12 protein-coding genes are annotated in these 14,121 nt (G+C 71.9%); 4 read left to right on the top strand and 8 right to left on the bottom strand.

Features of this window, described 5'->3' with window-relative positions:
* Positions 1–41: 41 nt before the first annotated feature.
* A complete protein-coding gene (locus OG357_RS11780) occupies positions 42–1,454 on the bottom strand; it encodes a cation:dicarboxylate symporter family transporter (protein ID WP_443066663.1) in 1,413 nt (470 codons plus the stop codon).
* Between the two features lie 128 nt (positions 1,455–1,582).
* Between OG357_RS11780 and OG357_RS11785 the strand changes: the two genes are divergently transcribed.
* The 4 genes from OG357_RS11785 to OG357_RS11800 all read left to right on the top strand — a co-directional run bounded on the left by OG357_RS11785 (position 1,583) and on the right by OG357_RS11800 (position 5,583).
* The gene (locus OG357_RS11785) at positions 1,583–3,310 is read left to right on the top strand and encodes a sensor histidine kinase (RefSeq protein ID WP_329621106.1); all 1,728 of its coding nucleotides are present in this window, start codon (positions 1,583–1,585) and stop codon (positions 3,308–3,310) included.
* A complete protein-coding gene (locus OG357_RS11790) occupies positions 3,307–4,002 on the top strand; it encodes a response regulator (RefSeq protein ID WP_329621107.1) in 696 nt (231 codons plus the stop codon). Before OG357_RS11785 ends, OG357_RS11790 begins: the two co-directional genes overlap by 4 nt.
* Before the next feature lie 145 nt (positions 4,003–4,147).
* On the top strand, positions 4,148–4,756 hold the full coding sequence (locus tag OG357_RS11795; RefSeq protein WP_443066802.1) for a helix-turn-helix domain-containing protein: 609 nt from the start codon (positions 4,148–4,150) through the stop codon (positions 4,754–4,756).
* Between the two features lie 86 nt (positions 4,757–4,842).
* Positions 4,843–5,583 (top strand): tyrosine-protein phosphatase, encoded by a 741-nt coding sequence (locus tag OG357_RS11800; RefSeq protein WP_329621109.1) that lies wholly within the window; start codon positions 4,843–4,845, stop codon positions 5,581–5,583.
* Here OG357_RS11800 and OG357_RS11805 read toward each other — a convergent pair.
* From OG357_RS11805 to OG357_RS11835, 7 genes are all read right to left on the bottom strand, one after another.
* Positions 5,580–6,878, bottom strand: coding sequence for a benzoate/H(+) symporter BenE family transporter (locus OG357_RS11805; protein WP_329621110.1), 1,299 nt, complete (start codon positions 6,876–6,878; stop codon positions 5,580–5,582). The two genes, OG357_RS11800 and OG357_RS11805, sit on opposite strands and share 4 nt — an antisense overlap.
* 59 nt (positions 6,879–6,937) lie before the next feature.
* Positions 6,938–8,062 carry an aminotransferase-like domain-containing protein gene (locus tag OG357_RS11810; protein ID WP_329621111.1) on the bottom strand — a complete coding sequence of 375 codons (1,125 nt, stop codon included), beginning with the start codon at positions 8,060–8,062 and terminating at the stop codon, positions 6,938–6,940.
* A 33-nt stretch (positions 8,063–8,095) separates the two neighbouring features.
* Complete coding sequence (locus tag OG357_RS11815) at positions 8,096–9,169, bottom strand: alpha-hydroxy acid oxidase (protein ID WP_329621112.1); 1,074 nt, start codon at positions 9,167–9,169, stop codon at positions 8,096–8,098.
* A gap of 32 nt (positions 9,170–9,201) precedes the next feature.
* Positions 9,202–9,969 (bottom strand): sulfite exporter TauE/SafE family protein, encoded by a 768-nt coding sequence (locus tag OG357_RS11820; protein ID WP_317599253.1) that lies wholly within the window; start codon positions 9,967–9,969, stop codon positions 9,202–9,204.
* A 68-nt stretch (positions 9,970–10,037) separates the two neighbouring features.
* On the bottom strand, positions 10,038–10,847 hold the full coding sequence (locus OG357_RS11825; RefSeq protein ID WP_329621113.1) for a TauD/TfdA family dioxygenase: 810 nt from the start codon (positions 10,845–10,847) through the stop codon (positions 10,038–10,040).
* Between the two features lie 608 nt (positions 10,848–11,455).
* Positions 11,456–12,514, bottom strand: coding sequence for a helix-turn-helix domain-containing protein (locus OG357_RS11830; RefSeq protein WP_329621114.1), 1,059 nt, complete (start codon positions 12,512–12,514; stop codon positions 11,456–11,458).
* 276 nt (positions 12,515–12,790) lie between these two features.
* Positions 12,791–13,816 carry an ATP-dependent 6-phosphofructokinase gene (locus OG357_RS11835; RefSeq protein WP_329621115.1) on the bottom strand — a complete coding sequence of 342 codons (1,026 nt, stop codon included), beginning with the start codon at positions 13,814–13,816 and terminating at the stop codon, positions 12,791–12,793.
* Positions 13,817–14,121: the final 305 nt, after the last annotated feature.

A 14,121-nucleotide genomic window follows, 5' to 3' on the forward strand; every position in this document is an offset into this window, starting at 1 on the left:
CCGGGGCCCGGATCCGGCTCAAGGCCCGGGACCCGGGGTTCTCAGACGCCCGCGCGGGCCTTCTCCACGCCGCCGTCCTCGGCCCGCTGGTCCGGGACCGGCGCCGGGGCGTGGTCGTCGACGAGGGTCTTCTCGTCGAAGGGGATGTGCCCGGCGAGGACCTCCGCGACCCGCGCTTTGTCGATCTCCTTCGTCCAGGTGCCGACGAGGACAGTGGCGACGGCGTTGCCCGCGAAGTTGGTCAGGGCGCGGGCCTCGCTCATGAAGCGGTCGATGCCGACGATCAGGCCGACCCCGTCGACCAGTTCGGGCCGGTGGGACTGGAGCCCGCCCGCGAGGGTCGCGAGGCCCGCGCCGGTGACGCCCGCCGCACCCTTCGAGGCGATGATCATGAAGACGAGGAGCGAGATCTGCTCGCCGAGCGACAGCGGGTCGCCCATCGCCTCGGCGACGAAGAGCGAGGCCATCGTGAGGTAGATGGCGGTGCCGTCGAGGTTGAAGGAGTAGCCGGTCGGGACGGTGATGCCGACGACCGGCTTGCTGACGCCCAGGTGCTCCATCTTCGCGATGAGCCGCGGCAGCGCGGACTCCGAGGAGGAGGTGGAGAGGATCAGCAGGAACTCGCGGCCCAGGTACTTCAGCAGGGTCCAGATGTTGATCCCGGCGACCAGGCGCAGGATCGCGCCGAGCACGACGAAGACGAAGAGCCCGCAGGTCAGATAGAAGCCGATCATGATGACGGCGAGGGACTTGAGGGCGTCGATGCCGGTCGCGCCGACGACGGCGGCGATCGCGCCGAACGCGCCGACCGGGGCGACCCACATGATCATCGCGAGGATGCGGAAGACGAGCCGCTGGATGTGGCCGATCCCGCGCAGCACCGGCTCGCCGGCCGAGCCCATCGCCTGGAGCGCGAAGCCCGCGAGCAGCGCGACGAGGAGCGTCTGGAGGACCTCGCCCTCGGTGAAGGCGGAGACGAGGGTGGTCGGGATGATCCCGAGCAGGAAGTCCGGCGTGGACTCGCTCGCGCCCTCGGCCTGCTTGGCGCCGGCCTCGGCGATCTCCTTGGTGAGGTGGAGGCCGGAACCGGGCTCCAGGAGGTTGCCGACGAGCAGGCCGATCGCGAGTGCGACGGTCGACATCACGAGGAAGTAGCCGAGGGCGAGCCCGCCGACGGCGCCGACCTTCGCGGCCTTCCGGACCGATCCGACGCCGAGGACGATCGTGCAGAAGATGATCGGCGAGATCATCATCTTGATCAGATTGACGAAGCCGGTGCCGAGCGGCTTGAGCTCGACGGCGACGCCCGGCGCCAGGAAGCCGACCGCGATGCCGAGCAGTACGGCGCCGATGACGGCCAGATACAGATAGTGGGTACGGTCCCGTCGTGCGGCCACGGGGTCCTCCTCGCGCTGATGGGTGTCCACGTCCCGGTGGACTCCGCGACTATCCATCAGCCTGTGACCGGGGTCACGGTTGCGTACGTTTCGTTCACGACCGAAACATCCGGCGGGGTCGGCGGAAGGGAACGATTCGGGAACGCAATGACCAGGCGCAAATTCCGCCGTGCACACTTACCCGCATGCGTTTCCCCCGTCCCCGCCCCCGCAGCCTGGCCGGTCAGCTCTTCGCGATGCAGGTCGTGCTCGTGGCCGTCGTCGTGGCGGGCTGCGCGGTCTTCGCGTACGTCACGGACCTGGCCCAGGCCGAGGAGACCGCGCGGCGGCAGTCCACGGCGACCGCCGCGGCCGTCGCCCACTCCCCCTCCGTGGTGGCCGCGGCCCGCTCGGCCGACCCGGCGGCGGTGCTCCAGCCGTACACGGAGTCGCTGCGCCGGCACGCGGACGTCGCCTTCGTGGTGATCATGGCGCCGGACGGGACCCGCTGGACGCATCCGGAGCCGGACCAGATCGGCCGGACGTACCTCGGTCACATCGAGGAGGCGGTGCGGGGGCGGACCTTCTCCGAGACGCACCTCGGGGTGCTCGGCCCGTCCGTGCGGACGGTGGCGCCCGTGTACGACGAGGACGGCCGGGTCGTCGCCCTCGTCAGCGCGGGCATCACGATCGAGAGGATCAGCGAGCAGGTACGGGAGCAGGTGACCGCGCTCCTCGGCATGGCGGGCGCGGCGCTCGCGCTGGGCGGCGCGGGGACGTACGTCGTCAACGCCCGGCTGCGCCGCCACACGCACGGCATGAACGCGGCCGAGCTGAGCCGGATGCACGACTACCACGAGGCCGCGCTGCACGCCGTACGCGAAGGGCTCGTGATGCTCGACGGACGGCGGCGGATCGCCCTCATCAACGACGGGGCACGGGAGTTGCTCGGCCTGGACGAAGGGGTCGTCGGCCGCCCGGCCGCCGAACTCGGCCTGCCCGCACCGCTCACGGGCGCGCTGCTCTCCTCCGAGCCGCGGGTGGACGAGACGCACCTCACGGCCGACCGGGTGCTCGTGGTCAGCACCCGACCGGTGGTGGGCGGGGAGCGGCGCGGCACTGTCGTCACACTCCGGGACCGCACGGAACTCCAGGCGCTGTCCGGGGAGTTGGACTCCGAGCGGGGGTTCACGCAGGCGCTCCGCTCCCAGGCCCACGAGGCGGCGAACCGGCTGCACACCGTGGTCTCGCTCATCGAGCTGGGGCGGGTGGCCGAGGCGGTGGAGTTCGCGACGGCGGAGCTGGAGCTCGCGCAGGCGCTCACCGACCGGGTCGTCGACGCGGTCGGCGAGCCCGTCCTCGCGGCGCTGCTGCTCGGCAAGGCGGCGCAGGCCAACGAGCGGGGCGTGGAGCTGGTGCTGACCGAGGACAGCCGGATCGACGACGGCCTGGTGCCGGCGGCCCTGCCCTCCCGTGACCTGGTCACGATCCTGGGCAACCTCATCGACAACGCCGTGGAGGCGGTGGGCGGGACGCCGCAGGCGCGCGTGACGGTCACGGTCGCCGCCCGGGCGGGCGACGGCGAGCTGCTGCTGCGGGTCGGGGACAGCGGCCCCGGCGTCCGCCCGGCCGACCGGGAGGCGGTCCTCGGCCGCGGCTGGTCGACCCGCGGTCCGGGCCGCGGCCTCGGCCTGGCCCTCGTGGGCCAGGCGGTCTCCCGCGCCGCCGGCACCCTGGAGCTGGCGGACGCGGAGGAGGGCGGCGCGGAGTTCACCGTACGGCTGCCGCTGCCCCGGGAAGGCGAGCCGGCTGCGCCCACCGGCGCGCGGCGGGAGGCGGCCGGGGCCGCCGCCGGCGCCCTGACGGACCGCGACACGAGCGCCACCGGCAGTGCCACCGCCACCGCCCCGATCGGACCCGAGGTGACCCCGTGAGTACGCAGCCCCTCCGCGTCCTCGTCGTCGAGGACGACCCCGTCGCCGCCGACGCCCACGCGCTCTACGCCGGGCGGGTCGACGGCTTCACCGTCGTCGGGGTCGCCCACTCCCGGGCCGCCGCCGTGCGGGTGCTCGACCGGACGCCGGTCGACCTGATCCTGCTCGACCTCTACCTGCCCGACGGCCACGGCCTCCACCTGCTGCGCGCGCTCCGCGCCGCCGGGCACTCCGCCGACGTGATCGCCGTGACCTCCGCCCGCGATCTGGCGGTCGTCCGCGAGGGCGTGTCCCTCGGCGTCGTCCAGTACGTCCTGAAGCCGTTCGCCTTCGCCACGCTCCGGGACCGGCTCGCGCGGTACGCGGAATTCCGGGCGTCCGCCGGAGAGGCCTCGGGGCAGGACGAGGTGGACCGGGCGCTCGCCACGCTCCGGGCCCCGCACCCCGCCACGCTGCCGAAGGGGCTCAGCGCCCCGACCCTGGAGGCGGTCACCCGTACCCTCAGGGACACCCCGGCCGGGGTCACCGCCGCCGAGGCGGGCACGGCGGTCGGGATCTCGCGGATCACCGCCCGCCGCTACCTGGAGCACCTGGTGACCGAGGGCCGGGCCGTGCGCGCCCCGCAGTACGGTCAGATCGGGCGGCCCGAGCTCCAGTACCGCTGGCTCGACGGCCGGGCCCGGCGTTACTGACCGGTTCCGACGTTCCTACGACGTCGCAGGTTGGGGGAACGCACCGTAGCCAGATGTCACCCTCCGCACCTACGGTGACCGGGTGCACCAACCCTCTCCCCCCTTCAATGCCCTGGCCGCGCGCCGTCTGCGCGAAGGCCTCGGCATGGCCCCGGGACACGTCGCGTACGGCCTCCGCGCCCAGTACGGCCTGTTCGTCGACCCCGACACCGTCGTCGCCTGGGAACGCGGCCGCCTCCTCCCGACCGAACAGGAGCTCACCGCCCTCGCGGGCGTCCTCTGGTGCGCCCCGGCCGAGCTCATCGCCGCCGCCACGACCCTGCGCGAGCACCGGATGGCCCGCGGGCTCCCGGCGGAGGAGCTGGCCCGACGGGTCGGTGTGACGGCCCATGCGTACCAGCGGATGGAGGACGAAGGCCGCTGGCGCGGCACCGAACGCCAGACGGCCACCCTCGCGGAGGTCCTCGGCCTCGGCCCGCGCGCGCTGATCACGGCGACCGGCGGCGACGACAGCCTCGCCGAGCTGCTGCGGGACGCCGCCACCACCCGCTGGCAGGCGTACGTGAAGCCGACCGTGAAGATGGTGCCGCTGCCCAAGCGGGCCGTGGAGTCGGCGCTCCAGCAGCTGCACACGGAGTACCACGGGCGGATGGCGGCGACCAGCAGCTGGGGAGCCTCGGGGGCGACGGGCGACGAGGGGCGCGCGTACCTGGAGGAGATCACCGGGCACTTCTGGGCGGCGGTGGGCCAGTAGCGTCGGGCGGCCCGGCACGGCGGCGGACCGCCGGCGGACCGCCGGCGGCCGTCGGCCCGGCACGGCAGGGCCGTAGATTGGCCTCCGTGAGACGACACATACCCTTCGAACGACTCCACAACTTCCGTGACCTGGGCGGCTATCGGACCGCCGACGGCGGGACCGTGCGGTGGGAGACCCTCTACCGCTCCGACTCCCTGGCCAAGCTCGCGGGAGCCGGACCCGACGACCTCGCCCGCTTCCGCGCGCTGCGCGTGGCCACCGTGATCGACCTGCGCTACCCGTGGGAGATCGACGCCAAGGGCCGCCTGCCGGAGACCGAGGAAGCCGCCTGGCACAACCTGTCCATCGAGCACCGGCCGTACGACCAGGCGGAGATCGACCCGGACCTCGATCCGTGGCGCTACCTGGCCGACCGGTTCGCCGAGGTCGCCGAGGACGGTGCGGAGGAGATCCGTACCGCCCTTGAGGTCATCGCCTCGGCCGACGGCCCGCTGGTCTTCCACTGCGCCTCCGGCAAGGACCGCACGGGAATCGTCGCGGCCCTCGTCCTCGCGCTCGTCGACGTCCCCGACGAGGAGATCCTCGCGGACTTCGCGCTCACGGAACTGGCCACGGAGCGGTTGATCGCCGACTGGCGGGCCGCGCACCCGGGCCGCGAGCTCCGCTGGCCCGGGTACGGCCGGGCGCCGGCCGAGATCATCCGGCTGTTCCTCGCGGACCTGCGCGAGCGGTACGGCTCCGTGTACGGGTACGTCACCGGCCCCGTCGGGCTCGACCCGGCGGTGGTCACGGCGCTGAGGACCCGGCTGGTGGACCCCGCCTAGGGGCTCCTGGTACTCGCGGTACTCGCCCCTCCGTCGAGCGCGTCCGGCTTCTCCGCCGGCGTTCCGCGCCGCCTGCGGGCGGTGAGGGCCGCGTGCGTCGCCAGTCCCAGGACCAGGCCCCAGCACGCGGACCCGATGCCGCCGAGGGTGACGCCGGACGCCGTGGTGAGGAAGGTGACCACCGACGCGTCCCGGCCCTGTTCGTCGGCCATCGCCTGCGCGAGGCTCGTGGAGAACGTGCCGAGGAGCGCCGTCCCGGCGATGACGGCGACGAGTTCGGAGGGCAGCGCGGCGAAGAGGCCCACGAGGGCGGCTCCGCAGGCACCGGTCAGCAGGTAGAAGAAGCCGCACGCCAGGCCGGCCACATAGCGGCGTCGCGGGTCCCGGTGGGCCTCTTCGCCCGTGCTGATCGCGGCCGTGATCGCCGCCAGGTTCACGGCGTGTCCGCCGAGCGGGGCGAGCGCCGTGGAGGCGAGTCCGGTGGCGGTGACGATCAGCCGGTCGTTCGGGCGGTACCCGCAGGCGGCCAGCACGCCGAGGCCGGGCGCGTTCTGCGAGGCCATCGTGACCACGGCCAGCGGGAGGGCGATCCCCACGAGCGCCGAACCGCTGAACTCCGGTGCCGTGAACACGGGCAGGGTCCAGCTGATGTCGACGGACGAGGCGTGGATGCCCGGCACGACGGCGGTGGCGAGCACGGCCGCGAGAAGCGCCCAGGCCACCGCGTATCTCGGGGACCTCTGCTTGACGGCCAGGAAGGTGGCGAGGGACGCGAAGACCGGGAGAGGGGCGCCGTCCAGGGCCGAGAACAAACCGGCCCCGAAGGAGAACAGGATCCCAGCGAGCATGCCCGCCGTGATCCCGGGCGGTACGCGCCGCATGGCCCACCCGAAGACGCCGGTCACACCGACCAGGGCCATGAGGAGGCCGCTGACCAGGAAGGCGCCGACGGCCTCGGGGTAGGAGTAGTCCCCGAGGCTGCCGACGAGGACCGCGGCGCCCGGTGTCGAGAACGCGGTGATCACCGGCATGCGGGTCCACCAGCTCAGCACGGCGCAGGTCAGGCCGCTGCCCACGCACGCCGCCCACACCCAGGACGCGGTCTGCGCGTCGCTGAGGTGACCGGCGGCCGCTGCCGCCAGGACGACGAGCAGGGGGCCGGAGCACGAGACCACGACGGTGATGAGCCCCGCGAGGACGGCGGAGAGCGAGGCGTCCCGGAGGATTCCCCGGTGTCCTGCCGCCCCGGCCTCCTCCTCGGTGTCGCCCCCGGCGCTCTGCTCGGCCGTGGTCATCGTGCCCTTTCCCCGCCTCGTACTTCTCGCCGCGCCCCTCGCACCTCTCGTCGGCCCCGCTACTCCGCGCGTTGCGCCACGGCGGCGAGCCGCTCGATGCCCTCGGTGAACTCCTCGGCGCCGAGCGACATGAACGGGAGCCGGAGGAACACGGTGCCGGCGGGGGGCGCCGACTCGGCGGGGTAGAAGGCCGAGCCTCGCGTGAGGGCGAGGCCCTCACCGGCCGCCGCGGCGAGAAACTTCTCCTCCGTGGTCCGGACCGGAAGGTGCACGCTGAGGTAGTAGCCGCCCTCGGGCACGCACAGCGCGACGTCGCCGAGGGCCTTCCGCACCGCTTCGACGGCGGTGTCGTGGCGCGGCCGCAGCAGCTTCCGGACGTCCTCGATGTTCTGGCGCACCAGGCCGCTCGCGAAGGCCCGCGCGGCCACCGTCTGGAGCAGGGGGGCCGGTGACAGGTACGTGCTCTCGGCGAGCGCCGCCAGGGCCCTCGGGACGCCGGGCGGGGCGATGACGTAGCCGACCCGCAGTCCGGGGCTCAGCATCTTGCTGAGCGAGCCCATGGTCAGCACGCGGGCGCCGGGGACGGATTCCGCGAGTTCGCTGAGGAGCGTGGGGGCGTCGCCGTCGAAGCGGAGTTCCCGGTACGGGATGTCCTCCAGGATGGTGAACCCGAACTCGGCGGAGAGCCCCACGAGTTCGCGCCGCTTCTCCTCGCTCGTGGTCACACCGCTGGGGTTCTGGAAGTCGGGGATCACATAGACGAACGCGGGCACCTCCGTGCGCAGTCGGTCCCGCAGGATGTCCAGGTCGAGTCCGTCGTGCCGCAGCGGCACCCCGGACACCTGGCCTCCGTGCCGCTCGAATATCTGCACCGCGCGGTCGTACGTCGGCGCTTCGGCCAGCACCGACTTGTTCGGGGCGTCCTTGAGGAGGTGGGCCGCGAGCAGGTCGAGGGCTTGGAGGGAGCCGTTGGTGACGAAGATCCGGTCGGGGTCGACGGAGTGGAACGCGCCGAGCTCGTCGCGGAGTTCACGATCGCCGATGTGATGGCCGATGGGCGCGTACTGGAAGACCCGGTCGGATTCCGAGCTGAGGATCTCCCGGGTCAGCTCGGCGATGGCGGCGGAGGGGATCGCTTCGAGCGGAGGGATGCCGCGCGAGAAGTGGACGGTCTGGACGGTCACAGATGGTTCTCCTTGCGTGGGGGGGGTGGATGCTCAGCGGGCGTTGACCGCGAAGTCGGCGCCCAGATCGGCGATGGAGTCCGAGCCGACCTGGAGCAGCGTGTCCTCGATCTCGCTCTTGAGGAGATCGAGAACCGCTTCGACGCCCTGCTGGCCGGCGAGGCCGAGACCCCACAGGTAGGGGCGGCCGATGCACACCGCGTCCGCGCCGAGCGCGAGGGCCTTGACGACGTGGACCCCGGAGCGGATGCCCCCGTCCATGAGGACCACGGCGCGGCCGGAGACCGCTGCCGCCACCTGCTCCAGGGCGACCAGGCTGGGCATCGCGCCGTCGAGCTGACGGCCGCCGTGGTTGGAGACGATGACGCCGTCCACGCCGAGGCCGACGCACCGTTCGGCGTCCTCGGCCCGCAGGATGCCCTTGACCACGAGCGGGAGGCGCGTGAGGGTCCGGATCCATGCGAGGTCGTCCCAGGTCAGCGGGTACCGCTCGATGCGGGCGCCGTCCGGGATCTCACCGGTGAGCACGCCCAGCGCGCGCAGGTTGCCGAAGTCGACGTGGGCGGGGGTGCGGAAGCCCGCTCGCTTGGTGCTGATGCGGCGGGCCGCGTAGCTGGCGTCGACCGTGACCACGAGCGCGGTCGCGCCGGCCTCCTCCGCCAGGGCGATCGTCGCGGCGATGTCGTCCCGGGAGCGGTAGGCGTAGAGCTGGAACCAGGAGCCGTTCTTGACGGAGCCGGCGATCTCGGGGAACGCGTGGTGGCTGTCGGTGCTGACGATCGCGACGGTGCCCGCGGACTCGGCCGCTCGGGCGGTGGCGATCTCGGCGTCGTCGTGGAGGAGCCGCTGGGGGCTGGTCGGGGCGAGCAGGACCGGCAGCGCGAGCTGCTGCCCGAACACGGTCACCGTGGTGTCGGGCTGTACACCCGTCCCGCCGAGGGCCCGCGGGCGCAGCCAGACCTGGTCGAAGGCCTCGGTGTTGCCACGGACCGTGAGCTGGGTGTCGGCGCCGCCCGCCACGTACGCCCAGGAAGCGGCGTCGAGTACGGATTCGGCGGCGTGCTCGAAGTCGGTCAGCGTCAGCAGCCCGGATAATTCCCTTGCCATGATTCCTCTTCCGTCTTCGAAGGTGTTTCTCTTTATGCGAACTGGTCGAATCCCATCTTGATCACCATTCCGGTGACCACGACGACCAGCACGATCCGGACGAATCCGGATCCTCTCTTCATTGCGGTGCGCGATCCGATCATCGCGCCGGTGATGTTTCCCAGGGCCATTCCCAGTCCGAGGGCCCACAGGACGTTTCCCTGCCAGGCGAAGACCGCGAGGGCGCCCAGATTGGAGGACGCGTTGATGACCTTCGCCATGGCCGCGCTCTCCAGGAACTGCGTCGCGAGGAGCGTGGTGAACGAGATGATGAGGAAGGTGCCCACGCCGGGCCCGAAGACTCCGTCGTAGAAACCGATTCCGACGCCCGCGAGGAGAATCGCCACGAGGCGACGGCGAGGGGTGACGACGATATTCCGCTGCTGCACCCCGAAACCGGGCCTGAAGGCCACGAAGAGCGCCACCGTGATGAGCAGGCCCATGATGACGGGCCGGAAATAGCTCGCGGGAACACTCGACGCGGACAGGGCGCCGACGGCGCCGAAGGGGACCGCGAGCCCGGCGGCCGGCAACAGCACCGAGCGGTCCAGCTTCGTGCGCCGCTGGTACATGTACGCGGCGGTCGCGGTGCCCATGACCGCCGCGATCTTGTTCGTGCCCAGCGCCACCGCAGGCGAATACTGGGGGAAGGACAACAGGAGTACCGGGATGAGCAGTACCCCGCCACCGCCGACGACAGCATCCACCCAGCCGGCTGCCGTCGCGGCGACGAGCAGGCCGAGCACCTCGTACAGTTCCACTCTTCCTCATTCACGTGGGACGGCCCCGGTTCCCGGGACCACAGGCCTGCCGGCCGGTACCCGCCGGGTCAGACGACCCCGCGGATCTCCGTCATCGCGGGCAGCACTCGCGGGTGTCGCATCATGCGCTGGGCCCACAAGGGGGTGCTGCGCAGGGAGTAGAACCGGCGCAGCCAGCGGTCGCGCCCGTCGTAGCGGGGCGTGAAGGCGGTACGGCCGTGCACCACGACGTGGTTGTCCAGGACGACGAGATCGCCCGGCTCGAGCACCAGGTCGCGGCCGACCTCCTCCAGCGCCGCGGCGAGCGCCGACAGCGCATCCCGCGCCTCCGGCCGGTCGCTCTGGGTGTTGTGCGAGTTGAAGCGCATGAACGGCCGGTCCGCCGGGCCGAAGATCACCGGGTGGGGGCCCGCAGTGGGGCGGGGCCCCGCGATGTCCCGTGTGAACGAGGTCGGGTACAGGCTGTGGAACTGCGGCTTCCGCAGCTCCTCCACCTGGCCGTCCGTCAGCAGGGGCAGCGCGTTCCGGACGGACGAGACGCGCGTCGCGGCGACCTGCTCGTGGTCCTGCCGCAGGCAGAGCAGGCCCAGGTAGTCCGGGCGGAGCGGGTGGTGCACGTTCTCCGTGTGCCAATCGAAGGCGACCGACCCGCTGTTCTCGATCCGGCCCTCCTCGCCGCGCACGGGATGCACGTCGTGGAAGAGCGCCCCCGACTTCTCGTCCTGATAGCCGGTCAGCGAACCCAGGAGGTCCGCGACGAGCATGAGGGTTCCGTTGGTCGCGTGCTCGTCGAGGATGTGGGGGTCATGGGACTGCGGCGTGTTCGGCAACTCCCCGATGGGGACTCCCCGAAGCAGGAAGTATCCATGGGATTCCACGTCCGCACCGAAGTCGAGAAACGTTCTGCGCATCCCGTCGGGAAGATCAAGGAGGAGGCCGGACAGAACGATGGGTATCGAGTCCGACAATCGTGCGGCGACTCCCGACAACTCGCCGACTTTCACTGCCTCCGACTCGCTTAACCGGTATTCATTGAGATCCTGGGCAATTATTCCCATAATTCCTCGCCGATTTAACCTGCGGGTTTTGGCATTACGGCGAAAAACGTATCCCGCTGACGATCTTTCCGTCAACAATCGATTTCGGACAGCGACTCCCCCGGTTAACAGGTCCGACATTCAGGGAGATGCATCGGGAATCTCGCTTGAGTGGAGAAATCACCACAATCCATACCGCCCGGTAAGGGGCGTGAGCGAGGTTGATCCTGCCGATCCACGCACGTGAGCTGCCTCTATGGCGCCAGGTGTCCGGAAGGTGAACGTCCGGATTGTCCTGCTACGGGTCTGTGAGGTGCACGCGCCGGCACTCGCGTGAGCCCCTCGATGGTCATTTCGCGCCACCGAACCAGGGGGGATCAGGGTGTTTTAGGGGTTGTGACGACGGCCACAGGGCGACATCGCCCGACCACACCTTCGGCCGGAAACCTCTAGGGGCTTCTGCGGTCGAAGCTGAAGAGCTGGCCCGCCGCGTCCGGCGCGCAGGGGGCCTGGGCCAGTCGTGCCCAGGCCGCCGAGCGGTCACCGACGACGGTCACACAGCTGCCGGACGTGGCGGAGCCGGCCGGGACGATCCGGTAGCCCTCGACGGGGGTGCCGTACGGCTCCAGGGCGAACTCCTCCACCCGGCTCGGGTCGCCGCACTCGGAGTCCTCGTACGCCGCGTCGGGTATCCGGCCGCCGGAGGGTATGCCGGAGCAGCCGGGGCCGTAGTCCGGGTGGTCCGAAACGATCCTCCACCGGTCGCCGCCCGTCTCCTTCAGCGAGTAGAGCGGCACCTTCGCGTCGGCGCACGGCACCTGGTGGATCTGCCCGGAGCGCGAGCCGCGCCGCTCGCCGAGGCACAGGTCCTGGCCGATCACCCGGATGCGTACGTCCCCGGCGGCGGGCGCGGTGAGGGTACGGGGCGGGTGGGCGCCGTGCCCGTCCCGCAGGACGGCGACGACACTGACGCCGGCGAGCACGAGGCCGGTCAGCGCGACCGTCGCGACGAGGGCGCGCCGTATCCGGGACCGGGGTCCCGGCCGCCGCGCGTCGGGGGCGCCGTCCGGGGACTCCGCCGGGCCCGCGGGCCAGACGACCGAGGGCCCGGCGGCGGGGGCGGAGTCGGCTCCTTCGACCGGTTCGGCTCCGTCCACCGGATCGGCTCCCTCCACCGGATCGGCTCCCTCCACGGGATCGGCGGCGACGGGCTCGTACACCCCCCGTACCGCGAGCTCCTTCCGTACCGCCTGCCACTCCTCAAGGCCGCCCGGCTCCACCCCGCACGCGCGGACGAAGGTGACCAGGAGCTCCTCGCGGGGGACGGTGGCGCGGGCCAGCATGTTGGCGACGGTGGAGCGGGGCAGGACCTCGCCGCGCGCCTCGGCCCGGGCCGCGAGTTCGCGGTACGTCAGGCCGGACCAGTCCTTGAGCGCCTGGAGGCACGCGACGAACTCCGCGGCGTTCCGTACCTCCCGCGGGTCGGGTGCCCGTTCCGCCGGCCTCATCCGCGTCTCCCCTCCCGCCGGACAGGGTTGGGACATGTCCGGGACAAGCCTCAAGCCTTGTTGATCTCGCGCTCCGGCTCAAGAGTGGAACTCGGCATTTCCGGTGGTGATGCCGGTCACGGACGAGTGGCCCCGACCCTCCACGGGGGGAGGGTCGGGGCCACTCGGGTGTGTCCGGGTCCCGGAGCGGATCCGGGACAGGTCGGGACGGAGGTCCCGGCCGGAAGGACGTTCGGAAGGGCGTCCGGAAGACCGGCAGATCCGGAAGGCGACCGGTCAGAAGACCGACTCGGCCTCGCGGATGCGGTCGTCGGGAACCGTCTTGAGCCGCGTCACGGCCTCGGCCAGCGGCACCATCTCGACGTTCGTGCCGCGCAGCGCCGTCATCCGGCCGAAGTCGCCGCGGTGCGCCGCCTCCACCGCGTGCCAGCCGAAGCGGGTGGCGAGCACCCGGTCGTACGCGGTCGGCGTGCCGCCGCGCTGGACGTGACCGAGGATGACCGGGCGGGCCTCCTTGCCGAGGCGCCGCTCCAGCTCGACGGCGAGCTGGTTGCCGATGCCCTGGAAGCGCTCGTGACCGAACTGGTCGATCTCGCCCTTCTTGTACTCCATCGAGCCCTCGGCCGGATGGGCGCCCTCGGCGACGCAGATGACGGCGAACTTCTTGCCGCGCGCGAAGCGCTCCTCGACCATCTTGACGAGGTCGTCGACCTGGAAGGGGCGCTCGGGGAGGCAGATGCCGTGCGCGCCGCCGGCCATGCCGGACTCCAGCGCGATCCAGCCGGCGTGGCGGCCCATCACCTCGACGACCATCACCCGCTGGTGGGACTCGGCGGTGGTCTTCAGCCGGTCCATGGCCTCGGTGGCGACGCCGACGGCGGTGTCGAAGCCGAAGGTGCGGTCCGTGGAGGAGATGTCGTTGTCGATGGTCTTCGGGACGCCGACGACGGGCATGCCCGCGTCGGAGAGCATCCGGGCGGCGGTCAGGGTGCCCTCGCCGCCGATCGGGATGAGGACGTCGATGCCGTACTGCCTGGCCAGGTCGGGGGCCGACTCGGCGGCCTCGGCCAGCCGGTTGCGCTCCAGTCGCGCGGAGCCGAGGATCGTGCCGCCACGGGCGAGGATGCCGCTGACATTGTTGAGGTCGAGGGGTCGGTAGTGGCCGTCGAGCAGGCCCTTGAACCCGTCCTCGAAGCCGATGACTTCGTCGTCGTGGCCGGTCAGCGCCCGGTGCACGACCGACCGGATCACTGCGTTCAGGCCGGGGCAGTCGCCGCCTGCGGTGAGAACTCCGATGCGCATCGTGCTGTGTCTCCTGCTCGGTCGCGGTCCAGATGAGCCACGGCAATTCTCACACGGCGGACCTGACGGGGAGGCTCGCCGCTGCTCCGCGCGTCCCTCGCGGAGCCCTCCCGGAGCCCTCCCGGAGGCCTTTCGTCCCGGGGTTCCGGGCCCTTCGCCCGGCGGGCGACGTAACCACTGGCGGGGGTATTGTCAAGGGGGTAATGCCGCCCTTTCGGGGCTTTCCGAGGACCGCAGATTGACGCACGGGCCGCGCCGGTGCCGTGGGGCAACGCCCACCGCGGTCCCCTCGGAGCGCCCCGTTC

It is taken from the genome of Streptomyces sp. NBC_01255, assembly GCF_036226445.1.
Classification (GTDB): domain Bacteria; phylum Actinomycetota; class Actinomycetes; order Streptomycetales; family Streptomycetaceae; genus Streptomyces.

Coding starts and splice junctions, on each gene's coding strand:
- OG357_RS11785 (WP_329621106.1), top strand. CDS start 1,583: ATGCGTTTCCCCCGTCCCCGCCCCCGCAGCCTGGCCGGTCAGCTCTTC.
- OG357_RS11805 (WP_329621110.1), bottom strand. CDS start 6,878: ATGACCACGGCCGAGCAGAGCGCCGGGGGCGACACCGAGGAGGAGGCC.
- OG357_RS11830 (WP_329621114.1), bottom strand. CDS start 12,514: ATGAGGCCGGCGGAACGGGCACCCGACCCGCGGGAGGTACGGAACGCC.
- OG357_RS11780 (WP_443066663.1), bottom strand. CDS start 1,454: ATGGATAGTCGCGGAGTCCACCGGGACGTGGACACCCATCAGCGCGAG.
- OG357_RS11795 (WP_443066802.1), top strand. CDS start 4,148: ATGGCCCCGGGACACGTCGCGTACGGCCTCCGCGCCCAGTACGGCCTG.
- OG357_RS11815 (WP_329621112.1), bottom strand. CDS start 9,169: ATGGCAAGGGAATTATCCGGGCTGCTGACGCTGACCGACTTCGAGCAC.
- OG357_RS11835 (WP_329621115.1), bottom strand. CDS start 13,816: ATGCGCATCGGAGTTCTCACCGCAGGCGGCGACTGCCCCGGCCTGAAC.